Here is a 17351-nt window from a genome sequence, read left to right on the forward strand (position 1 = left end):
GACCCCTTGCCCGCCACTGGACTAGGTGACCTGTGGCGGGTGACGGACGCACCACATAGCTAATCCCAGCATTTCGCGTCACATCTCAAACAGATAGATCCGGCTGTTCGAACGCCATGCCCAATACTAGATCTCGCCACCAATCACCAGCTTACTCACATCGTCCTCGCTGTCTTTCCAGTCAATGGCCAAGTTGATCGAAAACTTCTTCTCGAGAGCTCTCGGGATATTCCTAGCAGACCATCGAATCAGCAGACAGCCTCGAGGCTCGGTTTCACCTTGAGGAAGGAAGAGGATGATGGGTAGATTCACCGCACGCGCCTGATGCCGAAAGTCTACACAGCTCCCTTCCGCAGACTTGCATAGAATCGCATCTTCAGCGTAGTCCCAGTAGAAACGCTCTGGGTCACGCGGGACAGGGTGAGGGTTGAAATGTCGGTGAAGGTCCGCGACTTCAGGAAGGGAGGGTCGGCTGAACCGCTCAAAACCAGAATAGCGTTCTAATATTGGCGGTTGTGGCGGTGTGAACCGAATGCCTGGAGGAAACCACTTTTCCTTCAGCTTGTCATTGACAAGCATCATCGGCCCCTCCACGAGGACCTCCAGCGTCAGCCCTTCGGCGGGAGCACCGCCCAAGTTATTTACAGATAGGGTCAGCTCAAACAATCCCTGGTCAAGATTGAGTCTGGCAGGAAGCTTCTCAATCCGTTCGCGGACACTCTTACACCACTCCCGGCGGGCTTGCTGATAAGCCAACAAATCACTCTGCCTCGTTACCGTGACCTGGCCCGGCACGCCGGCACTTTCCTCAGGAAAGCGACTCTCGATGATTTCTGCTGCAGTGTCGATGAAATCGTCGCATAAAGGACGGTATTGACGGATCGAACCGGATATCCGGTCGACCTGCTTTTCATCCCGAAACAGTTGAACTTCGACTTGGGGGAAGCGGTTGCTCCAAACCTTCAACTCGTCTTTGAGCTTGGCTATTTCCTTATCACGCTCATCATTCTCAGGAGCAAGAAGCCATGATTCGGGGATCTTCTTGAAGGGCAGTCCAACAGACTTGGCCATTCTTCTTGGAAGTCGGTCATGGGTCAGGAACACGACGCTTCCGCACTCTTGATGCAACGCGAACGCTTGCTCCACGATCCTTCCATCCGCCGATGAGAGGTCCAAGCTTGCGGGCTTGGCACGCTCAGGATCGAAGAAAGGAGCGAGCAGCCAGACGACCCGAGGACCACTCTCCCTAACCACAAGCTCATCGATCTCGCCATCGATTAGGGGATCGAGCTTTTCGAAGACACCGCGCGCCCGCCTGGCTGCCCGGTTGTTGCCGTTCGACTTGTGGTGATCAAGCTCGCCCATCACTTCGTCCAAGAGGAAGAGCTCGACTTTTGCCGCGTTTGTCAATTCGTCCCATGGCAAAAGTTCTGCCGCCTTCACTTGGAGGAAGAAGTTGGTGTCTAAGGCGAATCGTTGAATAGAGTCCATGGCCCATTCTGCCCTCCCATCACCCCGCATTCCACTCACCAGCGGTCTCCTGCCGATAGCAAAACCGGCCTCCTCAAGGCAGGGCCCATTGGCTTTCAGACAACCGAAGAGCAAGACCGAGCCAAGGCCTCGATGGCTGCTCTTAGAGCGCCACCCTCAACGCCCGGCCTCCGCTTTAGCCACCATGTCCTTCAGGCGCTGGAGGGCTTCCTTCTGCTTGGCGACCGGCAGCCTGGACACCAACAAAATCACTTCGGCCAGCGTATCTGAGGTTGCATGGAAGTAAGCGACCGGAAGACCTAGCGCTTTAGCTAACGCCTGAGAGGTCGCCGGATCAGGGTCATGTTGCCCTGTTTCGTAGCGGCTCACTCGGGTCGCCCCCGAGACGGAGTCCACCATCCCAATCCGCTCCGCCAGCTGGGCCTGCGTCCAGCGCTTGGCGAGCCTAGCGCTTCGCAGGCGCTTGCCATAGACCGTCGTAGGCGTTTTGGGCTGCATCCGGATTCTTGCACCAAAGCTGAACTCCTCCCAAGTCTGACCGTTGGAACCCGATTGCACATCTGCGATTATCGTAAATGCCGCCGGCGTGGCGGTCTACAGGGGCACCTAATGAAGGACACCACAAGGATGGCCGCCGCTCTGGCGGCCGCGCTGTTGCTGAGTGGCCAGAGCGCATCGGCCCAAGAAGCCAACCAGTCCTCCCAGCAGGCGGAACAGCCCGGCTTCTTCAGGCAGCTGGGGAAGAGCTTGAAGGATGCTGGCGGCCAGATGATTGGAGCGAAGCCCACCGGCGCTACCGCCGGCCAAGCCTCTGGCAACCAGCCGATCTACACCCCGGTCACCGGTGCAGGGAAGCTGCCCGGGCTCTTCAAGTCCGATAACCACCAGCTCGCACAACAAGGCCGGCTGGACTGGCCCCGGGTGGCATTGACCTATGTTGAATGGGGCACAACGCTGCCCTGCTGGGCCGCGGAAGCCCGGATCTGGACCAGCGCTACCGCCTCCACGACAGAGACCTTCCGGACCTGCGCGAACGCGCCATTGACCGAGACAGACGACTTGGGCGACACCGCCGAGCTCAACAGCGCCGCGCTGTGGAAAGGCAGGGATACCTTGATGGGCGTTCGGGTGCCTGCCGCCAAGCCCAACACGGGGGCCAGCCGGTCTACCGGCCCCAACCCTCCCAGCCAGCCGTTCGTCCTCAACGTGAGCCGTCCAGGTGTGTCCGACCGGGCGGTCGACGTGGCCCTTCGCGTGGCTTGGGTCAGCGGCTTCATTCAAACATCGGATCTGCACCCCGGCCCATCGGGAATGTTGACGCCCTTCAAGGACAGCCGACTCTGGATTGCAGGCTTTAAGGCAGACGGGAACCGCGACCGGTAAGCCCTGTCTTTCGCCATCCATTCAGGGCGGCCTATGGCCGCCCCATCATCACCCTCAAGGATTGACCCATGAACGCAAGGTTTCCCCTGGCCGGCTTGGCCATTGCACTTACCCTCACTGCTTGCGGTGGCCCGCCGTCTACTAACGATGCCGAAAGGGCACTCGCCACCCTTCTGGAGGAAAGCGGGGCTGGACGGGTTGGCGACATCCGCGACTTCGAAGTGACCGGATGCGTCGAGGCCCAAGACGTGGAGGGCTACCGCTGCGACACCAGGGGGAAAGTATCCATCGATATCGGCGGCCGTCAGATGCCCATTCCGGTCAGCAAGAACCTTAGGTATGCGAAGGAGTCAGGGAGCTGGAGGGCCTACGCCAAATGAGCGTGCCCCCTCCCCTGCTTGACCAACCGGTGCCCGCCCGCCGCAATCTCATGACGCCACGGGACCGATTTTTCTGGTGGTATTCGGGTGCCCTGCTCCTCACTGGACCTTTCGGATTCGTCGTTGGGCCGCTCATGGCCCGACGCGCAAGCCGGAAGGCGGCTCGGCTCTACCCGGCAGAAGCCCGGGTAGCCCAGGCGCGGGACAAGGGCTTCTCATGGTGGCAGTGGTGGGCCATGACACTGCTGACCCTCATGGGCGCTGCTGGAGCGTTTGCCGTGCTGAGCGGGCTGCCGATGTTCCTTTTCGTGCTTTACGCACAACTGATTCAGTAGCTCTCGCAAGGTAGAGCTCTCCGACTTTTCTAGACAACCCCCACACGATCGCCCCTAAGTCAAAGCCGCCCTCGGGCGGCTTAATCATTTGGCTCGGATCCGGTCCCAATGGCGACTCCTATCCCCATCGCTATCCGAGATTTCAGGGCCGGGCGAGCGGAGCAGACCTTGCAACTTGACATTAAAACAAATGCGCATAAAAGAAGGACCTACACAAGCCACGAGCCCAACAATGAACATTGAATCGTTCTGGAATCAAGCCTTCTTAAGCTGCCTCGCGCGATTGCCCGCAGAAGAAGCAAAGGAAGAAGCAGATAGGGCAACTGATATGTGCATCAGCCATTGGCAAAGCAAGGCCTCTGACTATTCACCTGACAATGCCACCCTGTGGCAGGACCAGTTAGTAGGCAAGGTGCCTGTGCTCATTGCGGAGCATCATATTAAGCGCACCGGCAATGTTACGGCTTTACGCCCCGTGGCTTCGGAATCTGGCGGGGCGTCCTCGCCCAGGTAGCTAACTCTTCCTCTGCGAGTGCATCTCCAACCGCCTCTGCGAGATTCGGGCGCGTGTAGAGGGCAAGCCCTCCTTGCTTTCTACGAACAAGGAAGTTGACCGGAATCGGAGCCAGCGATCCACCAACAAAGGCAAGGATCTCAACAACCTCAACATCCGCGCTAAGGCTAAAGAACTTCGATTCTGCGACCTCAAAGAATGTTTCTTTATTTAGTGCTACCTGTTCCCGGACAAGCACCAGGTCTGTGATCAGACTATAGCGCCGCTTAATAGCCACAGCAGTTGCTTCGGCTCCCTCAAGCACTTCCGCCTCGCCGTATGTGGGAATAGCCACCGCCAAAGAGCGAGCGGAACCAGCCTTTACCACAAGGGAAAACACAAACGCATCGGGCTTTGACGTATTCGACATCATGACCTCCACATGTAAGATTTTGACTAAACGCCCAGGCTATGACGAGCGGCTACTTGTGAATCCGGATTGGTGAAAAAGCCCATACTCAACTGTGTCCAAGCCGCGAGAACCGGGCCCAATACCCCTGAGCTTCTCCTTCGCCGTAAACTCTCGACTGTAAGTTGAGTGATGCTCGTCATCGAGTTCATGACCAACGATCTGTGCCCGGAGCTCTGAAACCACACCAGCCCCCTGCAACTCTTGGATGAACGTTTTTCGGAGTGAGTGAAACCCGCGCTTCGCTGGCTCCCACCCCTTCCCCACCTCTACCAGATGCCGACTGAAGGCCTTGGTGATCCAGTTGCCTTGGCCGTTCACGGCAGTAGCCTTGGTAGCCGGGAACAGCCTGGTTTCGCCGAATTTCCGCTTATCGTCCACCCATTTCAGAAAGCCCATCTTGAGCAGCTCAGGATGGAGGGGCACCGTCCGAAGGCTCACTTCCGTTTTGACTTTCTGATGCTCGCCTTCGTCCGATACGCGGAGGCACGGGATGCCGTCCTCTTCGAACACGTCTCGGACCAGCAACTGTCCGACCTCTGACGCCCTCGCCCCCGTATAGAGTCCCAAGAGGGAGGCCCAGCGAGCCGACTCTGAGAGCTTGGCGAGCGCCTCGGGCGCGAACAACGCTTGGATCTGGGCACGGTCATACGCCTTAAAGCCCAGCTTCTTCCGGGCCCGCTTCTCACGCTGGGAATAGCTGACATGGCCGGAGGCAGGATTGTCGCCCTTCGGGTAGTGGCCCGACGCCATGGCCCACTCAAAAAAGCCTCCTCGCCCACCGATATACGACTGCTTGTTCGTGAGGGTCGGGGTCGAAGCACCCCTCTCGCGCATGCCTTGATACCAACGCGCCAAATCTGAGCGAGTGATGGCATGGACCTTTGCCTTCGGACCCAGGAAGCTCACCAGGGATTCAACCGCCGTCTTCTTGATCGTGTAAGTTTTCGGCAGCGTCGAGCCCTTCAGGGTCGCCAGGAACGCATCCCTGGCCTTTCCCAGCGTCATCGTCTCGATGGCCGGCGCATGTGGCTGCCGAGCCGGGGTGGCCTGATGCGACGCTCCGAATGTGGTGAAGGCGGCCACTGGGAGCCGCGGCGGCTGGGCGGTTGCCCCACCCTGTGCTTCCAGTTCCATCAGCTGCCGATAAAGCTTCAGGTCCTTCGGGCTGTCGATCTGCCACTGCTCGGTCACCGTCCCATCCGGTTGGCGGGTTCGGTTGAGCGTCAGTTCCTGAAGATTCTCCGCGCTCGTCAATCGAGCAATAAGCAGGTCAGCGTCCGATTTGCTGAGCTTGGCCACGCGTTGATCCTTCAACTGTGCGAAGAGCCGAGCATAGCCCGCCCCAAGCACGACTGCACGCACGTGTGCCTGGGCGAGGTCTTTGGTCTTGAGAGTCCGCTTGATGAGCCGGCAATCGAGCACGGCTTGAAGATCGACAGGGACACGCTGGACGAACGACCAGCGGCCGGTGGAAGACCGGCTCAAATGATGAGGAATGCGCATGCGAGTGTTTCCTCTGCATGCTTCCTGCTTTCCAATCCGCTAAAACCGATGATTTCAAATAAAAATCAACGAGTTAAGCTCGATTGGCGGAGAGAGTGGGACTTCCTTGAGAAGTGCCCTCACCCCTTGGACGGCTTGGGTTTCACGAATCTGGGAGGTGCCCTTGAATGTGCCCACGATGAGCATACCCCTTGCGGTGCAACGGATCCAGCCGTTTTTGCCGCCCTTGGGATCGCCAATCTCGATCTTCTCCAAACCGGCGCGATCAGGGCAGATGACCCGTTCGCCCCCACTCTCCGCCGAAAAGGGAAGCAATCCGGTGGACCGCTTCCTCATGTGTGCCTCAGGGCAATTGGGGCCATGGGACAGGACGCCTCAGCAAACGGTTCTGGACGGAGTCCTTTCAACGGCGGCCTTACGCCATAGCTCCATGGCCGGCTCACCGTCGCCCACGACACACTGCAAAGCACGGATTCGCACGCCCAGTCCGGCGCCAGCTCGGAATCGACGCTCCAGGCCCAACGGGGTGCTTTCGGTGCGTCAGACACTGACTCGGCCTTGGCAATCACTGTTTGCAGCGATCGGCGGGGGGCAGATCCGCCACGAATGGCTACCAGGCACTCGCTGCGCATCTCGACGTGGGGCATGTCCTTGAAGCTCTTCCAAGCCCCGCCCCACCTCAATCCCGCCTGCTGGGCGAGCTCACCGAAGCGTTGGTAGCCCTGCCGCACCTGCTCGTCCTTCAGGTCCCAAGAAGGGCGCCCGCGCTTGTAGATGACCATGTCCGCGGCCCAACCGTGGTTGTGGCAGCTGCTGCCTGGCCCCACCTGGGTCACGCCCTTTTGGCTGGCGAGCAGCTCGGCCTGGCGCTGTTTAGAACGGTAGCCCTCCATCAGCCGCAGGTCGTAGCCCTCGTCCTTCATCTGCAAGGCGATGCGTTCCAGCGCTGAGCGAAGCTCGGGCTGGACACCGTCCCACTGCGGGGCGTCTTTGTGGCGGTGGAACAGGCGTTTGAAAAACCCAGGCTTCTTCCCGTGGACCTCAACGGAATCGGTGGCTGGCGCGTGCGCGTGGACCAAGACGGGTGCGCTGGCCAGTGCGAGCGCGAGCAACAAGCGTTGAAACATGAGTAGGCCTCCTTACTCACATGAGCGATACACCCATGCAAGCGGAGAATCGAAAACGCGCAAGGGGGCTTGCGGAATTTTTTCCCTGTCGTAGAAGAACAGGGGTGGGGAAAAGTCGGCCCCACCGCTTCCTGGCGCACCGGCCCCTCCTGCCGTTGCGCCGGGAAGTTTCGTTGGGGGGGGGCTTGCGCATTCCAGGATCTGATCTATTCGTGAGTGCACACGCTCACTCATTTCAGACCCAGGAGGCCACCCCATGAAACGCTCCCTCATCCACTGCGCTTTGCTGGCAGGCCTTGTTGCTGGCACGGCGCAAGCCCAGGTTCAAGTGGGCAACGGTGCCGTTGCCACCAAACCCGAGACCATCGCGGTGGGCGACCGCGCTCAATCGTTGACCATAGGGGCCACGACCATCGGGGCAGACGCCCTCGCCGATGGCGGGGTGGAGGTGAATGAAAACGGCGTTCCGGGTGAGTGTCTTGGGGCCACCGCGGTGGGCAATCGCGCCACCGCCCGCGGGTGCAGCACAACCGCTCTGGGATTCTTGAGCGAAGCGCAGGGCCCACATGCGCTCGCCATTGGCTCTCGCGCACAGGCATTCGCGGTTTACGCCGTCGCCGTCGGACCCCAAGCCCAAGCCACCGGCGATTCCGCGGTGGCCATTGGCGGGCACAGCCTGGCCAGCGGGATCACCGGTGTGGCCATCGGCTCTAGTGCCCGCGCGCTCGGGGATGGCGGGACCGCTGTAGGGCCATCCGCAAGAGCCAATGGAAACGGTGGAGCGGCTTTCGGCATCGGGGCGACTACGCAAGGCGTTAACAACCTTGCGTTGGGCGCCGGATCCCAGACCGAGGGCGAAGGCGCATCGGCTGTAGGGCCCGGTGCCAACGCCACTGCCGACTTCGCGGGTTCCTACGGTTACGGCGCTGGCGTTGCCGGCGAGGCTGGCACCGCCGTGGGCCCATGGGCGCAGGCGTTTGCGCCCTACTCTGCAGCCTTCGGCGCGTCTGCCACGGCCAACGCCACGGAAAGCGTGGTATTGGGGCCACGGGCCGTGGCCAACGCAAGGGGATGCGTGGCCGTGGGCGCCAACACTACGTGCGATGAAGAAGAGACCGCAGCGTTCGGCAACCGTCGGTTGACCCAGGTTGCCTTGGGCAAAGCGGACAACGACGCCGTGGCCGTCAGCCAACTGCGCACCGCCGTGGAAACCTTGGGCGCTGGCGCTACCGTAGTGAACGGTGTGATCGTGGCGCCGAACTACCAGCTGAGCAGCGGGAACAACTACACCACCGTGGCCGGCGCTATCTACGATCTCGACGGGCGCGTTCACCAGCTGGAGCAGAACCCTGGCGGCGGTGGTGGCGCCACCGGCCCGCAGGGCCCGCAAGGTCCGACCGGTCCGACCGGTCCGCAAGGTCCCGCAGGCCAGGACGGTAAAGACGGCAAGGATGGCGGAAGCAGCACCGCGGTGGCTGGGGCCAACATCGAAGTCACAGACAACGGGAACGGCACCCAAACCGTTGCACTAAAAGACACCGTTGAGCTGTCCGAGCAGGGCTCGATCCAGGTCGCCAGAACCATCCACAACAGCGCCGGCTTCACCGTCCAGGGCGGCCCCTCGGTCACCCGATCCGGGATCAACGCCGGCAACCAGCGGGTAACCGGGGTGGCAGCGGGGGCGATCGCCGCAGGGTCCACGGACGCGATCAACGGTGGCCAATTGTGGGATTACCAGCGAGAGCAAGACGACCGCTGGAACCAGACGGACCGCCGTTTCCGCCAGCTCGACAAGCGGGTGAGCGGTGTCTGCGCAATGGCCCAAGCCAACGCCCAGATGGCCACCTCAACGTCGGCCATCCATGGGGAGAACCGCAACCGCCTGGCCGTGGGCGTCGGTGGCTGCAGCGGCCAAGCCGCCATTTCCATCGGCTACACCCGCGACGTGACCACCCCACGCGGATCCCCATCGGCTTTCTCGATCGGGGTTTCCCGCAGCGGGCAGGACACGGCCATGGGCGCAGCCTGGGCCATCGGCTGGTAACGAATGTCAGCAGCGAAAAGGAGGTGATCGTGTCTCGGCAAGGGCCCTTCGGGGCCCTTGTTCGTTGCCAAGTGCTTACATGAATGCCTATAGGCGTCTCGAACCCTTCGCAGCAGGCTTGCCAACTCAAGATTCTGATCTATTCGTGAGTGGGTCGTTTTACTCACGGAGAGACCATGCCCCACCGCCACAACCTCGGACGCAGCGAGAAGTATCACGCACTGCCCCGCACCCTTTACGCCCTGCTGTTCGACGACGGGGGCTGCTACATCGGCCAAAGCTCGAACCCGCAGCAGCGGGAGAAGCAGCACCGCTCCCCCAAAGGCGGCTGGCACCGTCCCTTCCGGTTCCATGCGCTGGAGGTGGTGACCGCCACCAGGGCGGAAGCCGAAGCGTATGAGCAGGCGTGGCGGGTGAAGGCCTCCCGGGAGGGGTGGCGCATCTACGCTAAGCCGCCAGGGATTGTGGTCAACCCCCACCGTCGGGCAACGCCCCACGTGCGATGGCTGGCCCATCAGCGGCGGTGGCAGCTGGGAACACCGGTGAAAGCCCCTTCCGAATGCGTGGGGTGGTGGCCGTGGGTAGTGGCGGGGACCAGTGTCTTATTGCTGGCCCGCTGCATCACTGGGTAAACGTAGACGCCATTCCCCCGTTGACAAGTTGAACGACTCTTGCCTCAGAATGGGCTTTCAAACAAAGCACCTAAAAAAATGAAGACCACCCCCAACGTTTACATCATCGAATCCCTTTATCCGAATGATGAGGGCAATGGCCGGTTTGAGGGTGTCTTCTTAGCTCAGATTCTTCGTCTCCACGGGAAGGAGACCAAGTATTCGTATGTCCGCACTCGAAAGGAGTTCAAGGCAGCAGTTCGAGATTTCAGGGCCTCAGGATACAGATACCTGCACATCTCTGCTCATGGGGACAAGAACGGCATCGACACGACCAATCAAGAAGGAGTCACCTATCAGCGACTGGCTGAACTTCTGTCTGGCATCCCAAAGAACTGCCGCCTATTCATGTCCTCATGCGAAGTAGTTCATGAAGAATCCGCTGAGGCATTGGTTACCGAGGGCAGATTCCGCTCGCTTCTTGGCCCGCGAAATCGTATCAAGTTTCACGACAGCGCAGCGACATGGGCCGCCATCTACCACCTCATCTTCAAAGCGAAATCAACATCCATGGCGGACTCAAGGATTTCTACCATCATGAAATCCATCATTGAACTCTATGCGGTCAATTTCGCTTTCTTCACAGAGACTGATGACGGGGAAATCGAAGACCGACTGGCAATGGACTAACCATTCAATGGTTGTGCACTGCGCCCCGATGCTTTTCTACCGGCACCTGGGTTTGCGATTTCAATCCTGCCAACAACTCTTCCACGTCCTGGACCAGGTTATGCACCGGGACGGCCTGCCTCTTGGACAGTCCGACGCTCAGCGCCATTTCTTTGTGCCGTTCGGTTCCCAGCCGTTCGGCCAAGCGATCCATCACGTTGTCCGTCGTATACATGCGGTAGCTGCCTTTGGTGAGGCGGGTGAACGCCACCAAGGCAGACTGCTGGTCGAGCATGCCCATGTTCGTGGCCAGGTGGTAAACCTCGGATTTCCCCTGCCCCTGCGCCTTGTGAACGGTCATGGCATACCGGTGGGCCAAGGCGTTGTGCTCGCTGGTGTTGAACTTCAGGATGCGCCCGTCCTCTTTCGGGTTCGAAGAGTCGATGCGCACCACCAGGTCGTAGCCACCGGATTTGTCCTTCCGAATGCTCTCCACCGTGCCCTCGGTGCCGTTGATGACGCCCAAGTCGTTGTTGGTCGCCGTGAACATCACACGGTCGCGGCGTGAGAGCGTCAGGTCCTCCCACTGCCCTTTCACGATCGAGCGGAAGGTGAATTCCTCCTTGTCCAGCACGCCTTGTTCCTGGAGCCCCTTTCGGATTCCTGTGGTGAGCGCCTTGACTTCAGAGCGCGTGTGGGCCAAGACCAGCTTCTCGTCCATGGGCGTCTTGTCTTTCAAGTAATCGTCCACCAACGCTTTGATGGCCTGCTTGTCCGTGCCGAAGTCGTCGATGCAGTCGCGTTGCTTGAGGTTGTTCAGGATTTCTTCGCCCATATGGAATGTGCCTTGGCGGCTGCGGTGCCCGCGTCGCATGTTCTTGACCTTTCCCTCGGCGTCCCGCTCGTAGAAGCTGTTGGCGGTGGTCAGGTCATCAGCGTTCTTCTGCCGGCGGATTTCGGTCAGTTTCTTGTCCCCCAAGGCCATCTTCGCGAGCTCAAAGCCGTTGCCCGCAGCGATGGGCTGAAGCTGGTCACTGTCTCCCTGCATGACAAGCTTGGCGCCCACCCCCTGGCAGTAGGTCATGAGTTTCAAGGTGTCATCGGTGGCCACCATGCCGGCTTCATCGAGCACCACCACGTCCTTCTTCGTCAGAGCAACCTTGCCCTGCCGGATCTGGGAAAAGAACTTTGCAACAGACATGCAGGGCATCCCGGACTCTTCTTCCAGCTTGGCCGCGGCTTTACCCGACACGGCCAAGCCCATCAACTGCTTTCCTTCGGCTTCGAAGCACTGCTTGTAGACCTCGGCCACGGTGGTCTTGCCGGTGCCGGCCAACCCCGACATGACCCCCACACCGGCCGTGCCGTAAGTGAGGTGACCGATGGCGGCTTTCTGCTCCTCTGTGAGGGTGAACCCCTTTCGCTTTTCGTAAGCGGCGATCTCCCGATCCACGGTGGAGCGGAAAAGCTTCAGGTCCGTCTCGCTCTCTCGCTCCTTCGAGCGGCGGATGATCTCGGCCTCCAATTCGACCATCCAGGTGGCGGAAAAACGGTCCTCACTGTGCCTTCGTGCCAGCCTAGCGCCACGGTCCTCTTTGTGGAGGTATTCGGGTTTCACGCGCACCAGATCGTCCTGCTCGGTGAACTCTTTCACCATTTGGAGAACCTCTTCCGAGTTCTTTTGCCCGGCGAACTCCATCCCCAACTCCCGGACCAGGTTATGCTCGCAGAACATCGCCTCGTTCTCGTGCATGCGCTTCAAAACCTCGTCAAACGTATGCGGGTCCAGGTGCTGGCCTTTCGTCTGCTTGAGCGACTGGGTGGTGGGAACCAGCTCCGGGTGCTCTTTAGCGATGTTGGACAAGGTTTGCTGCCAGTCCTTGACCACCTGCTCGAAGGGCGGTTCTTCCTTCTTCTTGCGGGTGGCCTTGCAGGCCTCGTCGTGGCTGGCGTTGGGGTGTTCTTTGACGTAGTCCAGGATTTCCTGGCGGCGGGTCTTCATCTTAAGCACCAGCTCCCGGTCGATTCCGGCAATCGTGGTGAGAATCTGGCCCGTCTCGTGCCCCATCACGTCCACCTCCCGTTCCCGCTGGATCCCATAGCCCAACGCTTTCATTGCGTTGTAGAGCTCGGCCTTGTAGAGGTGATCCGCAGCGCGGGTGTGACGATAGATCTCAATTGCGTCGTAGGTGCCCCACCGACCGTCCTCGCCCCTCGAAACCCCGAACACAAGATGATGGGTGTGCAGGTCGGATTCCACGTTCCGGTTGCTGACGTGGTCGGCGGCTGCCCAAACCAATCCCGCCGTGCCTATAACGTCTACGCCCGCTTCTCCGCGCCGGGTCTCTACCTTGCTCTCGATGTAGCGCATCGCGACGGCGCAGGCCTGGCGGTGGGCCTCCAGGATGGCCAGCTTCTCGCGATCATCCGCCAGCGCGAACGCCACGCTCACGTCCCCGGGGGCGGAAATGGTCAGATCGAACCCCACCCGATGGCCCCCCTCCCACTTCTCCATCGGCTTGCCGTCGTCGTCCAACCGCACGTTTCCCCAGCGATCCGTTTTGATAACCAATTGGGGCTCCTTGCCCGCGTTTTTGCACAACGGCCTTCCGGTGGGAGAAAAGCCCTTGCCAAGCTTTTCCATCACCTCACGGGTGACCGGCTGCCCTTCCAGGCCGAGTTCGGCGGCGAGCTTGCCGCCCCAGTTGAGCGTCTGCCGCGGATCGGGACCGCTGCCGGCGTAATAGGCCACGGCGCTGTCGATGGTCAGGCGCTCGGTGGCCAGCATGTAGTCGAACATGTTGCCACTGTGCGAGTTTTGGCCCTTGGCATTGATGGGCGTGCGATTGATCATGGGGCTCCCCTAAAGAACGTTGACTGTTCCAAGGTCCCAGAAAACGGAGAGTTGGCAAGGCCGCTCACCGCTGGAAAAGCGCGTCGATTTCCTCCGGTGTCATGGTCAATACCCGCTGCACCGCATCGATGCCTTCGGCGGTGGTTGGGAAGGCGGACGCGCCAGCGCTTGCAGGGGACGCGGCCGGTGATGGCCCTTCACCCTCGACCACCGGGCCAGCTGGCTTGGTGGTCCACGCAGCGGCCACCTGCCCCTCGCGAACCGTTGGGTGGCTCTTCCCGGGCCATGTCAGCAACAGCACGTCCCCACCCATCTGCACGATCGCCTCGATGCCCCACGTCTCGGGACCGTAGCGCTTGCCTTTTCGGAAACCCAGCCGATCGGTGAGCTCACCGCTGGAAACCAACGCGCGGCTTTCTTCGTGGACTTGGGCTTTGTCCTCGTGCCCACGCCAGGCGATTTTTCGCTTGCCGAGCTGGCTGGCCAGCTTGTCCCGGGTCGCCCCCATTTGCACTTGGCACACCACGTGGGTCCCCACCAGCGACGAGAAGGCCTGGGCGGTCTTGTCCCCATAGACCAACTCAATCTGGGAGTGATCCTGGACCGCCATGATGGCCACCACTCCTTTGCTGCGTCCCAACGCCAGCAAGGGATCGATGTTCAAGCGCCCGGCGCTGGTCAGCTCGTCGAACACGAAGTAGAGCCCACGCCCGCCCTCGTTGTCCGGCAAGCCTGGCCCAATGAGATCCGGCACGGCCACGTTGATCATGGCGGCGATGTAGGCCTTCGTCAGGGTTGGGTCCGGTCCGGATTGAACGATGACCTGCTTGCGCCCGTTGTAGTCGTCCCGTATCCACTCGGTCATCGAGAAACGGCGCTTGCCAACCTTGGGCCATGCGATGGCCAGATCGTCGATAAGGCGGGTGAAGCCCCCCAAGGAAGACAGCACGCTGGACGTGGTCTGGCTTTCCGGGTCACGCACCAGTGCGGCGCCGCGGGGGTAATGCGGGCGCATGCCTGCGGCCATCTCCGCGGCCGGACGGCGCACCACGGCCGCCAGATCGCGCCACCCCCACTGGCCAGGCCGGGTGTTTTGGAGCTCGCGCACGCACCCAATTAACAAGTCCTGGGCGGCCATGCTCCAGAACTTTGCGTTGCCGTCGCCCTCCGGGATGATCGAGGCAGCGAACGCCGCCGCTTGGGTCGGGGTCCGCACGTCGGCGGCGACGTCCCACACGTGGGAGCGCGCATCGAAGGGCGACACGATGATGGGCCTTTTGAAAATCGACGTGAAATCACCCTTGATGTCGTAAAGGAACAGCTTTGCGTCCCTCTTTCGCGTCAGTTGTTCCAGGATGTGCTTGAGGATGACGCTCTTGCCCGAACCCACCGAGCCGGTGATCAGGACGTGGCGCGCCCAATGCTTTTTAGACAGCAACAGATCGGGGTGGAGGGACAGGGCGAAGGGATCCGCCTCGGCTTCCTTGGGTGTCATCAAGCGGTGCCGGGCTTCGTCCACGGCCTCTTTTCCTTCCAGCAACCGCGGTCCGGACAGGTGCCAGGTGTTGCTCACCGGCTCGGTCGCCTTGAGGAACACCCGCAGACCGAGGCCCGCCGCCAGCAGAAGCGACACCCCGATCCGGGACCATGTCGCCACTGGGTGGTGGTAGGACACCAGTTCGATGAACTCCCGTGCCGGAGCACGTGCCGAGATGCCAGCGGTCAGGAAGTGAAAAGCGGTCACCAGACCACCTTTCAAAGCATCGGCGAAGCGGATGAGCGAGCCATCGGGATTCGGCAAGAGCCAGGCAACGCCCATGCTCCCCACGTAGGCCAAGCCAAAAACGAATGCACCGGCAAGAACGGCGCGGTGCCAGTATCGGACCGGCTGGGAAGGCGCAACGCTGCCGGGCACGTCACCCAGCGCGTCAAAGGGCTTGGGTTTGCTCATGTCGGTGCATGCGCGTTGGGGTCCGCCCTCGCCACCCTGGCTGCTCAGGATTGGCGCCGTGGGCCATCAAGTGGAGGCAGGCCCGGGCGTGCTTGTGAAGGGCGGCAAGGTGGAGCGGTGCCCACCCGTGGCCGTTGAGGGCCGCCACATCAGCGCCGGCTTGGACCAGCGGGGTGACCAGCAAGGCGCGACCAAACCGGGCCGCATGATGCAGTGGCGTGTTGCCGCTGGCATCGGGCAGCCGGGCGTCCGCGCCCATGCCGATGCAGGCCAGCAGTGCTGCTTCGTGGCCCGCCCGGGACGCCCCCACGAGCCAGCCCTGCCATGGTGCGTTCTCCCGCAACCGGTTTGCATCGGACTGCCGTGCCCGCGCTTCCTCCACCGCCATCGCCATGCCTTGGAAGAGCGAGACGTGCTCTGCCATGGACAACCCAGCCACCCTCTCTGCCAAGGTGCTGTAAACCATCGGCTCGTCACGGTCTGCCAAGCGCCTCTCGTAAGCACGCACCAGGTTCTGGGTGGACGCCCGCGTGGGCGCGTCGAACCCAAGCCTATGCAAGCCCCAGCGCAGGTCCACTTGGGGCACATCATCGTGCTTCCGCTGGCGGACCTGCCAGACCAGATCGCCCAACCGACCCTCGACAGGGGCAACGCTCAGGGCGTGGGCACGCGCCAACACTTGCGAATCGTGAAGGCCTTTGGACGCATCGGCTTCGCGCGCGAGCGCGCCCGTCAAGGCCTCCGCTCGCTGGAGGCCCAGGGGACGCAAGAGGCGCAACAGGGATTCTTGGGTGTCCATCCCCATGGTTGTAGCGTTGAATCGCTGGCCGTCAAGCCAACACGCAGAAATGGTGGGTCAGGCAGGACTTGAACCTGCAGGGGAGTGAACCAGCAGTTTTACAGACTGCCCCGGCTTCGTTACCGGACTACTGACCCGAACGCTAAACGCTGTCGGGTGGGCCAAAGACGATCCAACCCAACATGTAGAAAATCAGCGCGGGGTAGAACCAGAAATCAAACCCATCCCAGTCAAACCGGCGCCAACGCTTCCTGCACCTTGCACGCAGCTTGAGCCAGCGCCGGCTGCTCACCGGAAGGAAGTCTGGACCACTACCCCGATGGTCACAAAGCCCGCCACCGCCATGGCCACCACTTTGAGCAGAACCGGAACGGCCGGGGGGTAGACGAGAACAGCCGCTGCGAAGGCCGCGGTCAGCAGGAACAAGCTGGTCAGCAGTGGAACCGCGTTTTCGAAAGCGAAGTCTTTGAGGGCATTGAACAACGTGGACATGGTGGCTCTCCTTTTGGCTTTATGAGTAGGTCTACCTACTCTTTACAAAACCAGTAAAGCACCATCAAACTGGACGTCAAGACGCAAAAATGCCCGATTCTGCGCAGAACCGGGCAGATTTGAACATCGATGAAAAATTACTGTCGGAAGACGTTCGGTTGGGCCTGCTTCTGGTGCTTCTCCCAATCGTAATTGGCAGCGTAGTCCTTCATGAAAGCCGCCTCCTTCAACGAACTGCGGGCGTAATCGGCGTATCCCAGGCGCCCAGGTCCGTTCTCCATCCGCTGCTCACGGGTCAACATGGGAGGGGTCTCCTCCCGCTGGGCCCCGCGTTGCTGCCGCCACTGCGCAACGGTCGCATGAACCACCTGCTCGTGCTTGTCGTCCGGCTTTGCATCACGAACGGCTTTGTCGGCCTCCTGGATCTTTGCCTGGAGCGCGGCGATCTGATCGGGCGAGGCCTTCTCTGCCCAATCCAGAACGCGCTGTCGGCGTTGCTCGATGGCGTCTTGGTCTTGGGCCACGTTCTGCTCGAAGTCGGCCCGGGCCGCGCTGTCCTTCTGGGGCGGTGGGCGATCGACCAGAAGCCGCTCGTTGCGCTGCGCCTGGAGTGCTCGCAGCTCGGTCATTTCTTCGATGGGTTGGGAGAGGGTGTTGCTCATGTTTGTTTCCTCCGCTGGGGTGAATAGGCTCATCGTTGATCAATCCGCAGGTTTGGCAAGGGGGCAAACCCCCTCGCCTATCCGC

At 61.0% G+C, this 17351-nt stretch carries 17 protein-coding genes and 1 tRNA gene; 6 read left to right on the forward strand and 12 right to left on the reverse strand.

Annotated features, from left to right (window positions below; genetic code table 11):
- Nucleotides 1-126: 126 nt before the first annotated feature.
- The gene (locus V3B25_RS00320) at nucleotides 127-1491 is read right to left on the reverse strand and encodes a PIN domain-containing protein (protein WP_329809828.1); all 1365 of its coding nucleotides are present in this window, start codon (nucleotides 1489-1491) and stop codon (nucleotides 127-129) included.
- 156 nt (nucleotides 1492-1647) lie between these two features.
- Nucleotides 1648-1989, reverse strand: a complete 342-nt coding sequence (locus V3B25_RS00325) for a helix-turn-helix transcriptional regulator (RefSeq protein ID WP_199932855.1) — start codon at nucleotides 1987-1989, stop codon at nucleotides 1648-1650.
- 111 nt (nucleotides 1990-2100) lie between these two features.
- Between V3B25_RS00325 and V3B25_RS00330 the strand changes: the two genes are divergently transcribed.
- The 3 genes from V3B25_RS00330 (at nucleotide 2101) to V3B25_RS00340 (ending at nucleotide 3589) form a co-directional block, all read left to right on the forward strand.
- Complete coding sequence (locus tag V3B25_RS00330; protein ID WP_329809829.1) at nucleotides 2101-2874, forward strand: hypothetical protein; 774 nt, start codon at nucleotides 2101-2103, stop codon at nucleotides 2872-2874.
- A 68-nt stretch (nucleotides 2875-2942) separates the two neighbouring features.
- On the forward strand, nucleotides 2943-3254 hold the full coding sequence (locus tag V3B25_RS00335; protein ID WP_329809830.1) for a hypothetical protein: 312 nt from the start codon (nucleotides 2943-2945) through the stop codon (nucleotides 3252-3254).
- Entirely contained in the window at nucleotides 3251-3589 is a 339-nt protein-coding gene (locus tag V3B25_RS00340) for a hypothetical protein (RefSeq protein ID WP_329809831.1), read from the forward strand. Before V3B25_RS00335 ends, V3B25_RS00340 begins: the two co-directional genes overlap by 4 nt.
- A gap of 458 nt (nucleotides 3590-4047) precedes the next feature.
- On the opposite strand, the gene V3B25_RS00345 is transcribed toward V3B25_RS00340, so the two are convergent.
- From V3B25_RS00345 to V3B25_RS00360, 4 genes are read right to left on the reverse strand one after another with little or no spacing between them, the layout of a single operon-like run.
- Nucleotides 4048-4512 carry a hypothetical protein gene (locus tag V3B25_RS00345; RefSeq protein ID WP_329809832.1) on the reverse strand — a complete coding sequence of 155 codons (465 nt, stop codon included), beginning with the start codon at nucleotides 4510-4512 and terminating at the stop codon, nucleotides 4048-4050.
- A gap of 39 nt (nucleotides 4513-4551) precedes the next feature.
- Nucleotides 4552-6057 carry a site-specific integrase gene (locus V3B25_RS00350; protein WP_329809833.1) on the reverse strand — a complete coding sequence of 502 codons (1506 nt, stop codon included), beginning with the start codon at nucleotides 6055-6057 and terminating at the stop codon, nucleotides 4552-4554.
- Nucleotides 6058-6111: 54 nt separating this feature from the next.
- Complete coding sequence (locus V3B25_RS00355; RefSeq protein ID WP_329809834.1) at nucleotides 6112-6393, reverse strand: hypothetical protein; 282 nt, start codon at nucleotides 6391-6393, stop codon at nucleotides 6112-6114.
- A complete protein-coding gene (locus tag V3B25_RS00360; protein ID WP_006375262.1) occupies nucleotides 6390-7184 on the reverse strand; it encodes a M15 family metallopeptidase in 795 nt (264 codons plus the stop codon). Before V3B25_RS00360 ends, V3B25_RS00355 begins: the two co-directional genes overlap by 4 nt.
- A 256-nt stretch (nucleotides 7185-7440) precedes the next feature.
- On the opposite strand from V3B25_RS00360, the gene V3B25_RS00365 reads away from it, so the two are divergent.
- The 3 genes from V3B25_RS00365 to V3B25_RS00375 all read left to right on the forward strand — a co-directional run bounded on the left by V3B25_RS00365 (nucleotide 7441) and on the right by V3B25_RS00375 (nucleotide 10529).
- On the forward strand, nucleotides 7441-9228 hold the full coding sequence (locus V3B25_RS00365) for an adhesin (RefSeq protein WP_329809836.1): 1788 nt from the start codon (nucleotides 7441-7443) through the stop codon (nucleotides 9226-9228).
- Nucleotides 9229-9404: 176 nt separating this feature from the next.
- The gene (locus V3B25_RS00370; protein WP_006375340.1) at nucleotides 9405-9860 is read left to right on the forward strand and encodes a GIY-YIG nuclease family protein; all 456 of its coding nucleotides are present in this window, start codon (nucleotides 9405-9407) and stop codon (nucleotides 9858-9860) included.
- A 78-nt stretch (nucleotides 9861-9938) separates the two neighbouring features.
- A complete protein-coding gene (locus V3B25_RS00375; protein ID WP_032971082.1) occupies nucleotides 9939-10529 on the forward strand; it encodes a hypothetical protein in 591 nt (196 codons plus the stop codon).
- A 4-nt stretch (nucleotides 10530-10533) separates the two neighbouring features.
- Here V3B25_RS00375 and mobF read toward each other — a convergent pair whose 3' ends face one another.
- The 6 genes from mobF to V3B25_RS00405 all read right to left on the reverse strand — a co-directional run bounded on the left by mobF (nucleotide 10534) and on the right by V3B25_RS00405 (nucleotide 17266).
- Entirely contained in the window at nucleotides 10534-13362 is a 2829-nt protein-coding gene (gene mobF, locus V3B25_RS00380) for a MobF family relaxase (protein WP_006375342.1), read from the reverse strand.
- Between the two features lie 64 nt (nucleotides 13363-13426).
- Nucleotides 13427-15313, reverse strand: coding sequence for a helicase HerA-like domain-containing protein (locus V3B25_RS00385; protein ID WP_006375344.1), 1887 nt, complete (start codon nucleotides 15311-15313; stop codon nucleotides 13427-13429).
- Nucleotides 15291-16112 carry an ankyrin repeat domain-containing protein gene (locus V3B25_RS00390; RefSeq protein WP_224481860.1) on the reverse strand — a complete coding sequence of 274 codons (822 nt, stop codon included), beginning with the start codon at nucleotides 16110-16112 and terminating at the stop codon, nucleotides 15291-15293. The genes V3B25_RS00385 and V3B25_RS00390 overlap by 23 nt, the downstream gene beginning before the upstream one ends.
- A gap of 50 nt (nucleotides 16113-16162) precedes the next feature.
- A tRNA-Tyr gene (locus tag V3B25_RS00395) sits at nucleotides 16163-16249 on the reverse strand.
- Nucleotides 16250-16400: 151 nt separating this feature from the next.
- A complete protein-coding gene (locus V3B25_RS00400; protein WP_032971083.1) occupies nucleotides 16401-16604 on the reverse strand; it encodes a hypothetical protein in 204 nt (67 codons plus the stop codon).
- A 137-nt stretch (nucleotides 16605-16741) separates the two neighbouring features.
- The gene (locus V3B25_RS00405) at nucleotides 16742-17266 is read right to left on the reverse strand and encodes a hypothetical protein (protein WP_006375347.1); all 525 of its coding nucleotides are present in this window, start codon (nucleotides 17264-17266) and stop codon (nucleotides 16742-16744) included.
- Between the last annotated feature and the right edge of the window lie 85 nt (nucleotides 17267-17351).

It is taken from the genome of Stenotrophomonas sp. SMYL8, assembly GCF_036320065.1.
GTDB classification, from domain to species: Bacteria; Pseudomonadota; Gammaproteobacteria; order Xanthomonadales; family Xanthomonadaceae; genus Stenotrophomonas; species Stenotrophomonas maltophilia_A.